The organism is Microbulbifer variabilis (assembly GCF_020524905.1).
In the GTDB taxonomy this organism is placed as follows: Bacteria; Pseudomonadota; Gammaproteobacteria; order Pseudomonadales; family Cellvibrionaceae; genus Microbulbifer; species Microbulbifer variabilis_A.
Genome location: NZ_JAIVKI010000003.1, coordinates 180537 through 198604, shown reverse-complemented (window position 1 = coordinate 198604; position 18068 = coordinate 180537). Strand labels below are relative to the sequence as shown.

General features: G+C 47.9%; 14 protein-coding genes. 5 read left to right on the top strand and 9 right to left on the bottom strand.

All coding sequences use genetic code 11. The features are described from left to right. Window positions 1-20 precede the first annotated feature (20 nt). Window positions 21-1850: a tetratricopeptide repeat protein gene (locus LC073_RS06090; RefSeq protein ID WP_226644944.1), complete on the top strand. Its 1830-nt coding sequence runs from the start codon at window positions 21-23 to the stop codon at window positions 1848-1850. 13 nt (window positions 1851-1863) lie between these two features. On the opposite strand, the gene LC073_RS06085 is transcribed toward LC073_RS06090, so the two are convergent. After that, window positions 1864-2586, bottom strand: coding sequence for a 2OG-Fe(II) oxygenase (locus tag LC073_RS06085; protein ID WP_226644942.1), 723 nt, complete (start codon window positions 2584-2586; stop codon window positions 1864-1866). A 111-nt stretch (window positions 2587-2697) separates the two neighbouring features. On the opposite strand from LC073_RS06085, the gene LC073_RS06080 reads away from it, so the two are divergent. The 3 genes from LC073_RS06080 (at window position 2698) to LC073_RS06070 (ending at window position 8447) form a co-directional block, all read left to right on the top strand. Continuing rightward, entirely contained in the window at window positions 2698-4542 is a 1845-nt protein-coding gene (locus LC073_RS06080) for a tetratricopeptide repeat-containing sulfotransferase family protein (protein WP_226644939.1), read from the top strand. A gap of 14 nt (window positions 4543-4556) precedes the next feature. After that, complete coding sequence (locus LC073_RS06075; RefSeq protein ID WP_226644936.1) at window positions 4557-5252, top strand: 2OG-Fe(II) oxygenase family protein; 696 nt, start codon at window positions 4557-4559, stop codon at window positions 5250-5252. Window positions 5253-5735: 483 nt separating this feature from the next. Then, entirely contained in the window at window positions 5736-8447 is a 2712-nt protein-coding gene (locus LC073_RS06070) for a TonB-dependent receptor plug domain-containing protein (RefSeq protein WP_226644933.1), read from the top strand. 117 nt (window positions 8448-8564) lie between these two features. Here the strand turns inward: LC073_RS06070 and LC073_RS06065 are convergent, their stop codons facing one another. Beyond that, a complete protein-coding gene (locus tag LC073_RS06065; protein WP_226644929.1) occupies window positions 8565-9698 on the bottom strand; it encodes a tetratricopeptide repeat protein in 1134 nt (377 codons plus the stop codon). A gap of 239 nt (window positions 9699-9937) precedes the next feature. On the opposite strand from LC073_RS06065, the gene LC073_RS06060 reads away from it, so the two are divergent. Then, entirely contained in the window at window positions 9938-11719 is a 1782-nt protein-coding gene (locus LC073_RS06060) for a peptide MFS transporter (protein WP_226644926.1), read from the top strand. Between the two features lie 138 nt (window positions 11720-11857). Here the strand turns inward: LC073_RS06060 and LC073_RS06055 are convergent, their stop codons facing one another. The 7 genes from LC073_RS06055 to LC073_RS06025 all read right to left on the bottom strand — a co-directional run bounded on the left by LC073_RS06055 (window position 11858) and on the right by LC073_RS06025 (window position 18012). Then, the gene (locus tag LC073_RS06055; RefSeq protein WP_264190405.1) at window positions 11858-12682 is read right to left on the bottom strand and encodes a sulfite exporter TauE/SafE family protein; all 825 of its coding nucleotides are present in this window, start codon (window positions 12680-12682) and stop codon (window positions 11858-11860) included. A 109-nt stretch (window positions 12683-12791) separates the two neighbouring features. After that, window positions 12792-13616 (bottom strand): sulfite exporter TauE/SafE family protein, encoded by an 825-nt coding sequence (locus LC073_RS06050; protein ID WP_226644921.1) that lies wholly within the window; start codon window positions 13614-13616, stop codon window positions 12792-12794. Window positions 13617-13724: 108 nt separating this feature from the next. Continuing rightward, complete coding sequence (locus LC073_RS06045; protein ID WP_226644918.1) at window positions 13725-14498, bottom strand: MBL fold metallo-hydrolase; 774 nt, start codon at window positions 14496-14498, stop codon at window positions 13725-13727. Window positions 14499-14500: 2 nt separating this feature from the next. Beyond that, window positions 14501-15697: an outer membrane protein assembly factor BamC gene (gene bamC / locus LC073_RS06040; protein ID WP_226644915.1), complete on the bottom strand. Its 1197-nt coding sequence runs from the start codon at window positions 15695-15697 to the stop codon at window positions 14501-14503. A gap of 34 nt (window positions 15698-15731) precedes the next feature. Next, window positions 15732-16607, bottom strand: coding sequence for a 4-hydroxy-tetrahydrodipicolinate synthase (gene dapA, locus LC073_RS06035; RefSeq protein WP_226644913.1), 876 nt, complete (start codon window positions 16605-16607; stop codon window positions 15732-15734). 92 nt (window positions 16608-16699) lie between these two features. Further along, window positions 16700-17665: an LpxL/LpxP family Kdo(2)-lipid IV(A) lauroyl/palmitoleoyl acyltransferase gene (lpxL, locus tag LC073_RS06030; protein WP_226644910.1), complete on the bottom strand. Its 966-nt coding sequence runs from the start codon at window positions 17663-17665 to the stop codon at window positions 16700-16702. A 113-nt stretch (window positions 17666-17778) separates the two neighbouring features. Continuing rightward, window positions 17779-18012, bottom strand: coding sequence for a DUF2789 family protein (locus LC073_RS06025; protein WP_226644907.1), 234 nt, complete (start codon window positions 18010-18012; stop codon window positions 17779-17781). Window positions 18013-18068 lie beyond the last annotated feature (56 nt).

Here is an 18068-nt window from a genome sequence, read left to right as displayed (position 1 = left end):
TCTTTAAGTGGTAAATATATATGAAGAATAAGAGCCTTAGCTTTCACCAATTATTATCCAACTTGGGAAGAATGATAGAATCGGGAAAAGCACGTAAAGCTCTACCGGCAATTCTGAAGTTAAAAGAGCAATTTCCGAATGAGCCCAATATCCTTCACTTAGCAGCAATCACCTATGAATCCCTAAACAACAAAAGCAAAGCCAAAGAACTTTTTATAAAATCACTTCAGGTAAAAAGTGACCAACCTTCTGTACATAACAATCTTGCCAACTTTTTAAAAAAACAAAAACAAATAGAAGCGGCCCGACATCATTATGAAAAAGCTGTTCACTTCAATTCGAAATTTGCAGAAGCGTGGCGAAATCTAGCAATATTAGAGTATGAGGAAAGCAACCTAAATGTTGCCTATGAGCATGCCATAAAAGCAGCAAACTTAACTCCCACCCTTTCCTCTGCATTCAGCCTTCTCGGGAACATCTGCAGGAAAAACGACCAACTTAGCAAAGCCATAGATTTTTTCCAGAAGGCCAGAGATAAAGACCCCAAAAGTTTAAAAGCTATTTATGGGCTGGCTATAACTTACTCCGATCTCGAAGAACCTGAGAAAGCACTGACTTTATTTGAGGGAGCTCTCGTTTTAGCTCCAACAATGAGCGAGGCGCTTTATTCTAAAGCATTAACCGAACTAAATCTTGGCCGCCATAATCAGGCTTTAGAAACACTTGAAAAACTAATTGAGTCAAACCCTCTTCACGCAGAGGCTCACAAAACCTTAAATGAGGTTTATTGGCAGCTTGGAAATAAGACTTTATTTTGTAAAAGCTATCTTAAACTGCCAAGAGGTAAAAGAGATAATCGCGAAATAACTACTGCTCACATAGAAAGCCTTATCGCAGCAGGATTAATTGAGGATGCTCAAAGTGTTTTAGATGGCTGGCCTAATTCAAGCACAAACCTCGAATTAATTTTTCTCCGAGCTAAAATTGAAGAGGAGAAGGGAGATTTAGCAAAGGCATTGAGACTTTATGAAACCGCCTTTTCAATGCAGCCCGACTCCAGTGTTACCAAGCAATACTTGACAGCCCTCATAAAAGTGCATGAGTATGAAAGAGCAGACAAGCTAGTTAATCAAGCTCTCAAATACACACCCAACGATCAATTACTATGGGCTATTCAGGGAACTTGCTGGAAAATGCTGGAAGATCAACGGTATCTTTGGCTTAGCGCAAATGGTAACTACATCCGCAAATTTGTGATACCTACTCCAAAAGGGTTTCCCAGACTTGATGATTTCCTTCTGTCTCTGAAAAAGGAGCTATTGGAAATGCACAAATTAAAAGAGCGCCCTCTTTTCCAGTCAGTACGCTCTGGAGTACAAACACCGGGAAGATTATTCCATAAGAATCAACCTATAATACATTCCTTAAAGGAAAGCCTAAGGGAAGTAATTGCCGAATACATATCGAACATCCCCAGGGATACAGTGCATCCCCTCCTGGGCAGGAAATCTACAAACTTTAAATTTTCTGGATCATGGTCCGTAATGCTAAAAGGCAGCGGTCACCATATCAGCCATGTACACCCTCTGGGCTGGATTAGCTCCGCTTTTTATGTGGAAACCCCTCCAACTGAAAGTGAATACCTACCAAGCAATGCGGGAGATATTTATTTTGGTAGATCTCCATATCAACTTGGGGATAAGGACTTTATCGAAAAACAAATAACCCCCACCAAGGGGTCGTTAGTATTATTTCCGTCCCATACTTGGCATGGAACGATACCGCTACCAAATGAGTCGAAACACTTAAGAATTACAACACCATTTGACGTTGTTCCTAGCAATATATAAGAGATATCAAAGCTTATTGAGTCATCTGCCCTCGTCTCAACCAACCTGTAATAGAGTAGCGGCTCCCTCTTGCAAATGGGGTGACATATGAAACAGAATGTTTCTGAGGGACTTTAAATACGTTAACGGCGTTAAAAGTGGGCACCAACCCTTTGATCGCAATATTTTCCTTGCCATAAAAATGCAGAATGCCACCCCAGTCTACATCCCAACCAGGAGTTAGGTTTATAACATATGCTGCAACCCTGTTTTTGCCAAGAACACCATCATCGTGCTCCTTAAGGAAATGTCCTCGATCAAAACAAGTTGCCTGTACATCAGCAAAAGAGATACTTTGATCCCCAACAATTGAGCGCATTAAAGACAAGAACGACTGGCTATTCACTAGGTTAAAAATAGCCAAAAAACGCTCATCTTGACCATATCCGTGATTGCAAAAATCAAATATGGGGATGCTTTTATAGAAGTATTGAAACTCCACTCCCGCCTGAGACCATACAATGTCTTTCAGCGTACTTTTTTGCTCACTATTCCATCCACAATAATCAGAAAAACTGATATCCGTGTGAGAACCAAGCTTATTAAAAGAAAGATTCCACTCCTTTTGTCCCTGTAAAAAGGAAAAAAGGTCACTAGCCGACTGAGCCTGGAGAAAATTAGGCACCTGCACCATCGACGTTCTTAAGTACTCTTCCCGCAACCTATCAATATAGAGATCAGATGATATATAATACATTGTAACTCCCAGCAAGCATTTCTCATTAGAAATGCCTCAAAGCCAAGGCAAATTCACACAAGGCCAGCGACTTTACATCCCAAGGGAAGTATACAGAGGTAAAGTAACAATATGAAGTACCGTAACAATACCCCTATAGAAACCAAAGACGCATCTCGACAAACTAAAGAAACACCATCTCACTGGGAACTTTCTATTGCAGCAATAGAGTCAAGTTTAAGAAACAAGAACTATGTTACCGCATACTCACAACTCTTGAAATTAGCCCCCTCTACTCATCCTAGAAAAATTCAAGCATTATCGAGACTTGCCTTCGTTGCTAGGCATTTAAACAAGAGATCTGAAGCTCTTTCTTATTTAAAGCAGGCTGAGCTAGCAGACGAAATTAAACCTGCCGACCTCAAGTTTATAGCCGCAGAGTATGTAGCTCTGGAAAACTATCACTACGCCATCACTACCATAAAAAAAATTGAACCGATGGACGGCCAAACTTTCCACTTTCTGGGATACTCCTATTTCAGGCAAGGAGATATAGGGAAAGCGCTACCAATCTATAAAAAATTATTTTTTCACATCCCAGAAAACCCATCTATAGCCCGAGAGCTTTCATTGGTCGCTGCAGAATTTAGAGATTATAAAACCGCTATAACTGCATTCTCCAGGTATTTACAACTGATCCACCCATCCGCCTCTGACCATTTAAAGTTCGCAGACCTATTATTGATGGGAAAACAAGTCAAGGAAAGCCAAAAAGAACTTCGTAAAGCAGTAGAAATGGGAGAAAAATCCCCTCACGCCGACCTAATCAACGCCAAAATAAATCGATTAAGTGGGAATTATAACGAATCCATCAAAAATGCAAACCAGGCAATCCTCAAAGAACCTAAACTTGCTAGTGCTTGGCAAATTATTGCTGAATTAATTTCTCCAAGTGACATCAACGATGAGTTGATCGCTAGGCTACAACATACTACTGAATCATATACTGACAATCCCATTGACTCAGAAATTTATCACTTTTCACTTTCTGAAATCCACATCAAGCAAGGGAATTATTTAGAGGCTTATAAACAAATAAAACTTGCAAACAGAATAAAATTTGAAACTTTAAAGCGCGCAAACAACACATACAACCCCAAACGTATCGAAGAGAACATTAAAGAAATAATCAAGGCTTTCAACTCCCTTTCAAATAAGCCTACCGCTAGCTCTAGCCAGTACCGTCCAATATTTATTGTAGGGATGCCCAGATCGGGAACAACCCTAATAAACAAAATAATAGAAAACTCAGGAAATGCTCGCAGCATCGGTGAAAGTGAAGAATTTCCAAGAATTATCTCTCAACTAGAGCTGGAATTTGAGGGACAATTTCTCAAACATCTTCACAAGGTTAGCGGGAACAAATGGAAATCTCTGGCTGAAAGCTATATCAAAGCCAACGAGGCGAATGAAAAGCAAGTTATTGACAAGATGCCTAGCAATTTATGGAACGTTGGTTTGATTTTTTCACTTTTCCCAAGAGCCCGCATAATACAGCTAAGTAGAAACCCTTTTGATGTATGCATGTCAATCCTATCGAAACCTTTTCCAGAGGGTCACACCTACGCATGTAGAGAACAAGACATCGCGCACTACTACTATCAATCAACTCGACTAATTGATTATTGGAGCAAGGTGTTTCCAGACAAAATCTTCAATATAAATTTTGACGAGTTCCTGAGCAGCCCCACGAAAAAATCAATAGATTTATTTAATTTTTTAGGCTACGAATGGAATGATAGTTTCTTATCCTTGCAGAAGGAGTCCAACAATTTTACATTTAGTGAATTACAGGTTCGCAAGCCAATCAGTTCTAATGAGGCGGAAAAATGGAGACCCTTCTTTAAAGTTGCTACAGATCTCAAGAAAGCTTTGAAACGCGAATCAAAAAATTTAACATCTCTAACAACATATTAAATAAGAGGTAAAACATGCCTTATAAAATAAATAATGAAATTGATCTCCTTTTTTGGAGAAATAAATTCAGTAGCGATTTAAAGTGTAGGGTTAGCAATCTATTAAATCTTGATTCAGCACACCTAATAAAAAGCAAAATTCAGAATTATGCTGAGTTTAAGCAGGCTCACATTGCAGGAAAGCAATACTCAGAAATCTCAAAGGAGGAATTTAAACAATTAGAAGCCAATGAACGCCTCTCACTTATCAAAAGCGTCCATAAGCAGGCAAGCAATGGAGTTGGTTTTTGGTATGGAAGGCAAGGGCTCAACCAGAACTCCCCCACCCATTTGGCCAGCATTTATAACCTGTTGTCTAGTGAAGAGATGATGAGTAATGTAAGGGAAATCACCGGGATATCTTCACTGGCTTATCTAAGCGCCCAGCTTACAGCTTTTGCTCCAGGGGATTTTATTACAAGGCACAAAGACGATGTTTCATCCGAAAAAAGACGCGTTGCTTTTGTATATAACCTCTCAGAAAACTGGCATCCAGACTGGGGGGGGTTACTTCAATTTTATAAGAACGATGGTTCTCCCACTGAATCTTGGACGCCTCAATATAACAGCTTATGCTTGTTTGACGTCAAGCACATTCACTCTGTAACCTGTGTTGCTCCTTTTGCCCCAAAATTGCGAATAGCTATTAGTGGCTGGTTTCACGATAGGTGACACAAATCTTATATAAATCACAACCAGCTCCAGTGAGACCTATTAGCTTTGAAATACTGGAGCTCTGGCACAATCAGCTAATAGACCCTATATTCGCAAAATAAAAGTACAAAAATAAAGTATTAGCTAGCATTACGCTCATAAGGCCTACCTTCCCCTTCTCTATGGAGCCTCACCCAGAATCTGCCACCTACAACTCGATGATTTCCTCCTCGTATGACAGAAAAATTAAAATATTAAAAAACCGAATAAATAAGCAAGAAAAAGTAATCAAGTCGAGAAACAATAGGACAAATAAACTAAAAAACTAAGTTTATCTCTCAAAACATCGCCGACCCTTATCTTTCGGAACCAATCTATTGGTCTTCAAAATTGTCAGAATAGTTCCATATTGAAGTTTTTTAATTTAAAGTCAGCTTTGACAGGTTATCTTGTATACACCTTATAGCCATAAAAGCACCTTAAGTATAAAAAGGTTCCACTATGATCAAGACCAAACTGAGCGTTGCCATTGCAGCACTGGGCACCATCGCCAGCTCTGGCGTTTTCGCCCAGGAATCTATTCCCGGACCTGAGGTTGAGGAAGTAGTTGTTACCGGTTCCCGCATTGCGCGTGACCCACTATCCACTACTGGCCCTATCACTCTGGTTGACTCTGAAGCTATCCAGCGTTCCGGTGTGGGCACCATTGATGAGCTTTTGAACCAGCTTCCATCCATGGGTACTACCGGTATCAATGCCAACGACAACAATGGCGGTGCTGGTCTGTCATTTGTGGACCTACGAAACCTGGGTTCTGCCCGCACCCTGGTACTGGTGAATGGCCGTCGTTTTGTATCTTCTAGCTCTGGCGTGAGCTCTGCGGTGGATATGAACAATATCCCGGTAGATATGATCGACCGTATCGAAGTTCTAACCGATGGCGCCTCCGCCGTATACGGCTCTGACGCAGTTGCCGGTGTAATCAACGTTGTTATGAAAGATTCTTTCGATGGCGTTCGTATTAATGCCCGGGCTGGCGCAACGGAAGCCGGTGGCGGTGAGAACGGTGAGTTGTCCATCACCTTCGGTAAGGAATTCGATCGCGGCCAATTCATTGGTAACGTTACCCACAGTCAGCGTGACGAAATCACTTACAAAGACCGTGATTGGGCTGGATTAGAGAGCTCCATGTCACCAACGGGCAATATCTATACCGACTACGGTAAATTTGGTGTAGATAGTGATGGGAAGACATTGGGAGCCTTCTCCTACTACGATATCGGCCAGTACATGTGGCTATCTGGTTCTATGGAACGTACCAGTTTTACCGGTAGCGGTACCTTCTCCATTACTGATGCAGTTGAATTTTATGGTGAGGGTTCTTACACCAGTAAGACCACCAATCAGCAGTTAGCAGCCCAACCCATGTACAACAGTAATGGGCTTAAAATAACGGCTGATCACTTGCCTGCCGAAGTTCAAGCCCAACTTGCCGACGCTTGGCAGGAAGCTGAGGACGCTTATCAAATTGAGCTCGCTGCCTATAACGCTGCGCTCGCTGAATGGAAATCTCAAGGTAGTCCAAAGGATTTGAAGCCCAGTGAACCGGAAGCATCTCATGGTGATACTTGGCAAGCAGGACTGACCGATGTTCGCTTGCGCCCGGTTACCGGCGGCACCCGTGACTCTGAGCAACAAACAGAAACCTATCGCATCCTTGGCGGTCTTCGCGGTGATTTAGCAAATGGCTGGGGCTGGGATACTTTCTTGAGCTACGGCAAGAACGAAGGGGAGAACACTGTTGGTAACTCCATCAATAAAACTTTAATGCAACAGGTTCTTGATGGCACGAGCGGTATTGCCGAAGAAAATATTCAGCTTCTTGGTGGAATGAGTGATGAAGTCATAGATTACATCAGCTATACCGACCGTGAAGACAATGAATATGAAATGCTTAATTTCGGTGCCAGCTTGACTGGTGACATCGAAGCTATTCAATTCCAAGGTGGTGCTTTAGGTTTTGCTAGCGGTATTGAGTACCGTAAAGAATCTGGTGAATTCAATCCAAGTGCTGAAACCCAAAGTGGTGCAACCTACAGCAATCAGCAGGATGCTACTTCTGGCGACTTTGCTGTTACCGAGGTATTTGCCGAATTCAACCTACCGATCTTGTCCGGTGCCAAGTTTGCGGACGAACTGTCTGTTGATGCAGCTATACGTTACTCGGACTATGACACCTTTGGTGGTCAGGCAACATACAAGCTTGGAGCTGTTTACGCCCCAACAGAAAACTTACGCTTCCGTAGCAGCTTGTCAACGGCCTTTCGTGCACCGGGTATCTATGAACTCTATAGCGGCACTGCTCAAAGTTATGAATACCTGATAGACCCTTGTGATACTAGTAAAAATAATACTGATGGGCAGGGGAGCTATTGTAGTGAAGTGGGCTCCAACTTCACTCAAGCAGGTAACCAAATCGTCACTAATATCGGTGGTAATGAGGACCTGCAACCTGAAGAATCCACTAGCTTTACCGCAGGTATCGTCTGGACTCCAGCCTTTACTGAAGACTTGTCCATTACCCTGGACTACTTCAATGTAGAAATTGAAAATGCTATTACTTCTACAGACCTTCAGCAGCTACTAGATGATTGCTATCGTTTGGGAGTAGAGACAGCTTGCGATCCGACCTTGGTACAACGTGATAGCACTGGGCAAATCGTTCACCTCGAAGGTTCTCTGCAAAATATTGGTGAAATCAAGACCAGTGGCATTGACATCGACGTGGTTCAGAACTTCCACTACGATACAGGCAAGTTAGCTCTGCGTGCTCAAGCTACACACTTACTTAAGTACGATGTATACAATTCCCAAACCAATCAAACTACTGATAACGTAGATTACATTGGCACAACTGGTGATGCGTACACCAAGTGGCGTGGCCTTGCCAGCGCAACCTGGTATGCCGACAACTGGGACTTTGGTGCTGATGTGCAATATATTGGTGACGGCCACAGCCCTTACCTAAATGTACCTTCTCACACTTACCTAAACCTGAAGGCGGGTTGGGATGTCAACGAAGCTATGCGTTTAACCGCCGGTATTGATAACGTTACTGACCGTGAGCCATCTACGACTTCCGGTAGCGACTGGAACGGCACTTACGACTTCCAGGGCCGCTACGCTTGGGCTGGTGTGACTTACCAATTCTAAGTAGCGAATCTTGCAAGCCAATGAATAAGAAAGGGGCCAATTTGGCCCCTTTCTTTATTTATCGATTAAATTTAGTACGCTCTGTATTCAACACATAATCACAAGTAGCAAAAATCCTTAATTATTCTGCATCATTAGGTGCAATTTTCGCTGATAAGCATTGACTATTGAGGGACTAGTCACCAGTGAGAAAGCCTCTTCGAAACTCTCCCTTGATGCCGCCATATCCCCAAGCCGGTATCTGGTCAACCCGAGCAAGAAGTGGAAGCGATGATCGCCTTCGTGGCGCAATACAGCCTTGCGCAGACGACGTTCTGCCCGCTTGAAGTCTCCCTGCTCATAAGCATCTCGTGCTTGGTAGAAGAGAAAGTAGGGATTGCGTTCCCGGTGGTAGCGGGCACGTTTGGCGTATTCATCGGCAAGTGCTTGCTGGCCGTTGTGTCGGTAGAGCCGCTCCAGATTGCTGATTGCAACGAGGTTGCTGTTTTTTAAGTGAAGGGCTTGCTGGTAACTCTGCTGCGCCTCGGCTAAAAAGCCGAAGTGGCTGTATATGGCTCCCAAGTTGGCCCATAAGTCACTTCTCTGCGGACGTAGTTCCAGAGCCTTGCGCAGATATAAAAAGGCCTGCTCTATCTCCCCTTCACGCATCAATTCAACCCCGCGATTACTGTAGTAAAGAGCAAAGGCCGTTATGTCATCCAGGATATGCTGATCGTAGGCGGGATCATAGGCGGCAAGGTTGAAATCTACTACGCGGCGGCCGCGAGAACTTTCCGATACCATATTCACATGGCGGTAAACGACAAAAGTCTCAGGCTCATCATGACTCCAAACGGGAGGTACTTCCACCTGATTGAAGGAGGCCTCAGCCCCTAATTCCCTGGCCATCGCCACCATCATCAGAGTAAAAGCCAGACAGTTACCCCGTGCCTGACGATAGGTTTCCATAGCCGTTAGGGTGCTACTTTCATCATACTCGACGGTAAAGTCTCGCTGCTCGAAGGCCCGTATCAGTGCCGCTAAGCGGCTTTGCGGACTGGCGTTTGGAGCCAACTCCTTCAAGTAGGCCTGCAAATCGGAATCTAAGCCCAGGAGATCTTCTTGGGGCAACTCCTCCAGTGTGACAGCTCTGCCAAGCAGAACCTCACCGCTCAAGGCGTTTTCCAAGTCAATTGGCTGATTTTCGCCGGACGGCAACGCGGTGCAAGCACTCAACAATAGGAACAGACTTAGCAACAATGGGGTTTTCATTGTTATTTTCCCCTTGAAATTCCTCTTTATACAGGATTTACCACTTATCAGGCCTCAATGGAAGCACCTGATTACCATTTCTCTAAATTGTTCCACAACGGTTCGCCTGCAATTTAGACTGCTGGTAAACTCTGTGCGTTGTACTGGAAGCTCTGGGAGCAGCCTGTTCAATCTCGACCTTTTTCGAGAGAGCGGCTGGCGGAGGTTCCCCAATAACTATTACAGACAGAGGAACTTCTATGTCTTCTAATGTCGCGGACGTCACCACGGCGGCCTCTCCGAGCTCGGGCGAATTGCTCGGCCACCCGAAAGGGCTCTATATCTGTTTTGCTACAGAGCTATGGGAGCGATTCTCCTTCTATGGGATGAAGTACTTACTTGTTCTTTATCTCACTAAGTATCACCTGTTTACCGACGGTGCAGGTCTTGACGTACTTGGAGCCTATGCCGGCCTGGTATATGCCCTGCCCCTAATCGGTGGCCTACTGGCCGACCGCTACCTGGGGATGCGCAAAGCTGTACTCTTTGGCGGAGTACTTCTATGTCTCGGCCACCTGTTAATGGCAGTGGAAGGCTCTCAGGCCATCTCCTATGCCGCTGGCACGGTTCTCTCCGAAGCGATCACTCTGAATGATGGCAGCGTGATTGCGGCGGGCACCACTCTGACTGAAAAAGTCATTATTCAGGATGTAATGGCCCTGAAGGTGTTCTTTATGGCTCTGGCTCTGATTACTGTGGGGGTTGGCTTCCTGAAGCCGAATATTTCCACCATTGTTGGCCAGCTCTACCCGAAAAATGATTCCCGTCGCGATTCTGGATTTACCATCTTTTATATGGGTATCAATGTAGGCTCCTTCCTCGCCACTTTACTTTGCGGTTGGCTAGGAGTGACTTATGGCTGGGGCTATGGTTTTGGACTCGCCGGAATCGGTATGATCTTCGGATTGATCACTTTCCTCTGGGGGCAAAAATACCTGGATGGTTTAGCCGAACCGAGCCGACCGGAAGTGCTAAAAGAAAAAGCGCTGGGGCCGATCAGTAAAGAATGGGCTATTTATCTTGGCGCCATCCTGTCATTAGGGGTTGTATGGTTCTTGGTACAAAAAGAGCCAGTGGTGCATATTGCACAAAATAGCATGCTCATCGTAGCTATTGTTGGCTTGATTTTATTCTCGATGCTGTATAAAGACAGTAAAGGCAAGGATTTTATCGCCATTGGCATGGCTGCCCTGTCTGCAGGCCTCGGTCTGATCTGGGCATTCAGTGGGGATGACCTGTGGCTAGGAGGTATGTTACTGGCATTGGTGGGCTTTATTGGTTACGGCTTTGTTCGTCACTATAGTGAGGAGTTCTCCCGTACAGTGGTACTAATGGTTCTGATTATTTCTACCATTGTGTTCTGGGCGCTGTTTGAACAATCCGCCGGCTCTATGACCTTTTATGCTGATCGGGTCTTGGACCGTTCTATTGGTAGCGGTGAAGTTCCTGCTCCAATGTTTGGCTCTCTCAATGCGGGCTTTATTATGCTATTGGCCATTCCCTTTGCTTCCTTGTGGGTTTGGCTGGGCAAACGTGGCTGGGAGCCCAGTACTCCGGTGAAATTCGGTCTGGGTATCATCCAAGCCGGCCTGGGCTTTGGCGCCCTGGTACTGGGTGCAGCATTCCCCACCGAGGCCGGAAAAGTTGCGATGATCTGGCTGGTACTCGCCTACCTGCTACATACTTCTGGCGAGCTGTGCCTTTCCCCGATAGGCCTCTCCGCAGTCACTAAGCTGTCTATTGGCAAAGTGGTCAGTGCCAGTATGGGAACTTGGTTTGTTGCAACCGCGCTTTCAGAAACCGTTGCCACTCGTATGGGCAAGATGGCAGCAGTCCCACAGGGTGAAGCTGCAGATCTCGCCACCACTCTAGCTACCTATACCAACCTGTATGAGTACCTGATGTGGTGGGGCTTGGGTGTCGGTGCATTGATGATTGTTATATCACCAATTCTGAAAAAAGGTATGTGTGGTATTCGCTAAGGAAAACCACCATCACATTAAAAAGCCACTGTAAAAACAGTGGCTTTTTTATTTCTGAAATCCCGCCCCTCAAGCATCCATACAACGAAGAAGGTTTTCTTCGTCGCCAACCGAGCGATGGTTAGTAAGGAAGTAGCTCTAGCCCAGCCCAATTAATAGATTGAAATTTTGCCAAATAAAACGAACCCCGATAATGCAAAGCAATATGGCAAAGCACAGTTTCAAGCGTTTGGCGGATATTCTGTGGGCCAAGTTCGCTCCAAACTTGGCAAAGAGTACGCTGGTAAGAACAATCCCTATGAAGGCCGGCCAGTAGATATAGCCACTACTCCAGTGCGGCAGTAACTTATTGCCCCACCCCTGTACAACAAAGCTCAGCGAACCTGAGATAGCAATAGGTAGGCCAAAAGCCGCAGAGGTACCCACTGCACGTTGCATTTTGACACCGAAGTGCGATAGATAGGGCACTACCAGTGCCCCTCCGCCAATACCAAAAATAGCTGCGAGCCACCCAATTAATCCCGCCGAACAGATCAGTGGGAATAAACCAGGTAAGTGATCATCACTCTCCTGTTGAGAGGTGGGGCGCAAACTGCTTAAGCCCATTCGCGCAGCCATGACTATGGCAAAGACACCGATCAACAGCTGTAACCAGGCACCTGGCAACAGATCTGCGGTTACGCCCCCCAACCAAGACCCCACAAGTATTCCTGGAGTCATAACCCAAAACAGATGCCAGTCCACGGCTCCCTTTGTGTTATGGGCCCAGACCGAACTTATTGAAGTGATGATAATGGTTGCCAGAGAGGTGCCCACAGCCATATGGGTCAGCACTTCGGGAGAAATACCTGTCATGGAAAAAATCAGTACCAGTGCCGGAACGATGATCAGGCCTCCACCGATCCCCAGGAGGCCTGCTGCCGTACCCGCAATGGCACCAAGTAATAGGTAAACAAACAACATTTCCATGTTGCTACAGTTTAGCTATCCCTTTCAGGCCCAGCCGGAAAGCGGGAAAAACAAAGGGGAAAATCAGTGGATACTGAGTAGCCTTATTACACAGAGCCAAATTTTACAGAGCCAGTAAGCCACTATTCAGCCAAATAAAACGTCCACCGATGACACAGAGCAGCACCGCAAATCCATGTTTCAACCACTTTGCCGGGAGACGGTGGGCCAGGTTGGCACCGAGACGGGCGAAAATTGTGCTGGTCGCAACAATACCTAAAAAGGCTGGCCAGTAGATAAAGCCACTGCTCCACTGCGGCAGCAGAGTATTATTCCAACCCTGCACCGCAAAACTCAGAGCCCCCGCAATAGCAATGGGCAATCCACAGGCTGCTGACGTGGCAACTGCCCGCTGCATCCGCACTTTACAACGGGACAGGAAAGGTACCGTGAGCGAGCCACCACCAATACCGAAGATTGCTGAAACCCAACCAATCACAGCGCCCGAAATTGTCATTAAAGGCACGGCCGGTAGATTGCCTTCCCCTTCTTCTACCCCGTTGTGCCGCAAACCACTCAACCACATGCGAATGGCAATAATGATGGCAAAGACGCCTATTAACAGTTGTAGCCAGGCACCGGGCAACCACTTCGCTGTCACTCCACCAAGCCAGGAACCGAGGAGGATTCCAGGGGCCATTACCCAAAATAAGTGCCAGTCCACCGCGCCTTTCTTGTTATGTGCACGCACGGAGCTAATGGAAGTAACGATGATCGTTGCTAGAGATGTTCCCACCGCCATATGGGTGAGAATATCCAGGGAGACCCCCATTGCGGTAAAAACCAGCACCAAAGCTGGTACGATAATTAAACCGCCACCGACCCCAAACAGGCCGGCGATAGTTCCAGCCGCAGCCCCCACCACTAAATAAACGAGTAAGGTTTCCATACTGCCCCTGTCCTTACAAAGCCACTAGCGCTGCCGGTATCGCTACTGAACAAAAGAGTTAACGCTATTATCGAGAGGTTTTTAATTAAGGTGATAGCCGAGGGCTGATTAGCCTCGGGCTTCAACGGTGAGCCAATCAAATCCATCCTGTTGACAGGCGAAAATGCAGTTCTCGACACTCTCCACCATCTCTGCCAACGCCGAGCGAGCAAGCTCGAGGGTATTATTTTTTTCACTAATGTGAGCAACCACCAGATGTTGTAGCTGTTCATAGCCCACACGCTGGAGAAATCCCGCAGCTTGTTGATTACTCAAATGCCCGTAGGCTCCCCCCACGCGTCGCTTCAGAGAGGGGGGATATGGCCCCTGAGCCAGCATCTGCGGATCGTGGTTGGCTTCCAGGACCAGAGCATCGCAACCGGCAAAATGGGATTCCACGTGAGGAGTTACGGTGCCTAGATCGGTCAATAGACCCAGACTACTGCCACGACTGCGAAATACATACTGTGCGGCCTCTCTGGCATCGTGAGGCACAGCTACAGGAGTTACCTGAATATCCGCGAGCACAAACGGCTGATGCCCTTCAATCAGGTGCACTTGTGGCAACTTACCGATATCGCGGGCGCGAAGAGTTCCGGGAGTCAAATAAACCGGCAGGCCATATTTGCGTGCAAGCGGTGCGACGCCGGAAAGGTGGTCGCTGTGCTCATGGGTTACCAGTATTGCCGCGAGATCAGCGGGAGACATACCGAGCCGAAACATGCGTCGCTCGGTTTCCTTGATGGTAAAGCCGCAGTCCACTAACAGACATTGGTCGCCACTGGCGACCAATGTACCGTTTCCTTTACTGCCGCTTCCCAGTGAGGCGAAGCGCAGACCCATTATTAAATCAGGTTCTGCTGAATAGAGAGCAGCAGCTGGGAGGCCTTATTGCGTGAGAGAGGCTGGCCGCGGGTGTCGCGTACGCGTACCTCAATCTCATTATCATCTCCACCCCGGATCACGATCAGGTAGCCGGGATAGCCACCCTCAGGAGTTGAACCGACACCGAGCCCTTTAATTTCTTTGAATAGCGAAGGCTCACTACTCTTGGAGGTATCAATACCGGCCAGGATCTGCTGCAAAGTTACCTGGTCCGCACTTTCGGCCAATTCGTCTTCCTGCTTGGACTTCTTGCCCCAGGAGAACCAACCGCCATCATCCTCTTCACTCTCTGCCAACTCGCGCTCTTCATCGTAGGTGACGTAGAAGAGACCAATATCGGAATCCTCTCGATGCAGACGATAGGCGCCGGCATTCACGGCGTGGGCAACAGTGGCCCAGGCACGCTCCATCTCAAGACCCATGGAAATATAAGGTTCGTGGCCAGCTGGTTCGCGCAACTGTACTTTCACAGAGCTGCCACCGATTGCCTGGGCTACCAGGGATGCGGAGGCTCCAGAAGCATCTGTAGCCAAGGCGGTGGACATCTCATCGATCATCCAACCCTCTCGCTCCGGACTGCTCGAGTGTTGCGGCCAGTTAACCGTACCACCGACAGGAGCATCCGCCGCTACGGACAAATGGCGCACGTGGATCTCGGTTGTATCCGGTTGAACACCTGTCTCAATCTGCAGGCGGTATTTGTCCTTGGTATCTGGGCTCTCATTGAAAGTCATCCAGGCTGTTTCCATAATACCGGCGCTGGCATCAGACATTTCCACGGTCAGCCCAGAAGTACGCAGGAAATAATGCAGCTGGGGCCAAACCTCTTCAGGGGGTTGGGAAACCAGCACCCAGCGGTTGCCGCCCAGCTTTTGAATTTTTACCCGCTCCAACCCCGCATTGACAGACAGTGCCTGGGGACGCGGTACTTCAAAGTCTCCATCTTCCAAACCGTTGCCAGCGATCTGTGGAATCTCGTAGAGTTCTTCCTGATGCTTGGCGTTGATACCCTCAGGGATCTGCAGCGGCGCCAGGCTGTCCGCCTGCTGGTAATCGTTACTGCGATCACGGAAATAGCCATCGTTGCCGAACACACCACAACCCGCCAGGCTGAGACTGGAAATACAGAGCGCGACTCCAACAGTCAATTTGTTCATTAAAGCTTTCCTGGTTAATTCACGATTCGCAGGTTTAAAGTACGCCGGCACTGCGCAGGGCCTCGCGCACTGTAGCATGATGCTCGGGCGACAGGCTGGTCAGCGGCAGGCGGATACCGCCATCTATACGTCCCATCTCCCGAAGAGCCCATTTCACCGGTATCGGGTTGGACTCCAAAAACAAAACTTTGTGCAATATTTGAATACGCTGGTCAATTGCCCGCGCAGTCACAGCATCTCCAGCCAGCGCGGCCTCACATATCTGGGCTACCGCCGCCGGGGCCACATTGGCGGTTACACTGATATTACCCTGGCCCCCCATCAGCATAAGTTCCATGGCGGTACTGTCGTCACCGGAGTAGACAGCAAAGCCCTCCGGCAGGGTATCCAATAAAACTTTAGCGCGCTCCAGATCACCGGTAGCCTCCTTGATCCCGATAATATTACCAATTGAGGACAGGCGCTGAACTGTCTTTGGTAACATATCCACTGCGGTGCGGCCGGGCACGTTGTAGAGAATCTGTGGAATCGGTACAGCCTTGGCGATGGCGCGGTAATGTTGATACAAACCTTCTTGGGTCGGCTTGTTATAGTAGGGCGTTACCAGCAGACAGGCATCGGCACCACAGCGGGCGGCGCTTTCAGTTAAATCGATCGCCTCGGCGGTGGAATTGGCGCCAGTTCCGGCAATTACCGGGATACGCCCAGCTACCTGATCCACCACCCGGCGGATAACCTCGATATGTTCATTGACATCGAGGGTTGCGGACTCCCCAGTAGTACCCACAGCGACCAGCGCGCGCGTGCCCTGTTCAATATGCCACTCAACCAGGTTGCGCAAACTGTCCCAGTCCAGGCTTCCGTCTGCATACATTGGGGTGGCCAGGGCCACCATACTGCCGGTAAACATCCTCACTCCTTAATTATCGCGCTCGGCCTGGAATAGCACCGCCAGAGTCGAACCAGTATGTTACTTAGGGCGCAGAATCTATGCCAGTGCGACTAGCTCGCCACTTTCCTGCGCTTCTTTTTCTTCTTTCGCACCCCTTCATACACATTGGCTGCGCCCTCTGGACGGGTCTTAAAGCGGCGGTGAACCCACATATACTGCTCTGGAGCCTCGCGGATACGCGCTTCAATGAAGCGGTTGACCAGAATCGCGTCCTGTAGTTCATCCCCGGAAGGAATTTCATCAATGGGATCGTACACTTTGAGGCGATAACCGGAGTTGTCATCCAGCCGTGTAACTATATAGGGCACAACCCTGGCACGCCCTACACGGGCAAATCGCGAGGTACCTGTCACAGTCGCCGCAGGTACGCCGAACAGGGGCGCAAAAACTCCCTGCTTGATCCCATAATCCTGGTCTGGAGCATACCAGACCGCCCGCCCGCGTTGCAGGGCGCGCAATACTCCACGTACATCCTTGCGCTGATAGACGCTACCACCGCAGGTATGACGCTCGCGCCCCTTGCGCTGCATATAGTCGTAGACGGGATTTTTGTGAGGGCGATACATGCCATCTAAGGTGATGCTCATCCCCATCAGCGCCGCCCCCATCTCCAGGGTGGTGAAGTGCATGGCCATCAGCAATACGCCCTGTCCCTGGGATTGGATATCCCGTAACTGTTCAAGCCCCTCAAAAATACAGTGACTTCGCAACCAGCGCGCAGAGCGAAACCAGGCCATGCCGGTTTCCATCAGAGCCATACCACTGGATTCGAAGTTGTGGAGAAGTAATGTCGCCCGCTCAGAATCACTGAGTTCGGGGAAACACAGGGCGAGGTTGCGCTCGGCAATGGTACGGCGACTATTGGCCAGCCGGAGCATCGCACGACCAAAGCCGCGGCCCATTGCCAGCTGCCAGCGATAGGGCAATTGAGCCACCAGAAACCAGAGCCCAAACAATAACCAGGTCAGCCAATATCGGGGGTGCAGCAGGGCCGCTCGAAAACGGGGTTTTTCCATCGGATATCGCTACGCAACCGGGGCCTTCACCCCAGCTTAATCGGTTGAATTCGGCGTAGTATAACCTATGGAATACGGCGCAGGGGCGGGCAACTGGCCAGTGCCAGGGTGCATTAATGACGCAGCAGGGAATCCAGCTCATCAACTGCGACGCACCAGTCAGAATCCTCCTCTATGGCATTTTCTAGAAACTGTCGCTGCCCCTCGGTCCAAAATGACGCCGCAGATAACTTCTCGTGCCGTTGAAGATAATGAGAAATCAGAAACTCGTGTATCTCTGCATCCTCTGAGGCCAGCCCCAGTTGGGCGAACAAATCATTAAGAGTGTGATGCCCGGTCGTCTCCATAAAAGCTCCCCTATTGTTTTCCCTTTCCGGTTACGCAATTTTCTCCCCAATTATAG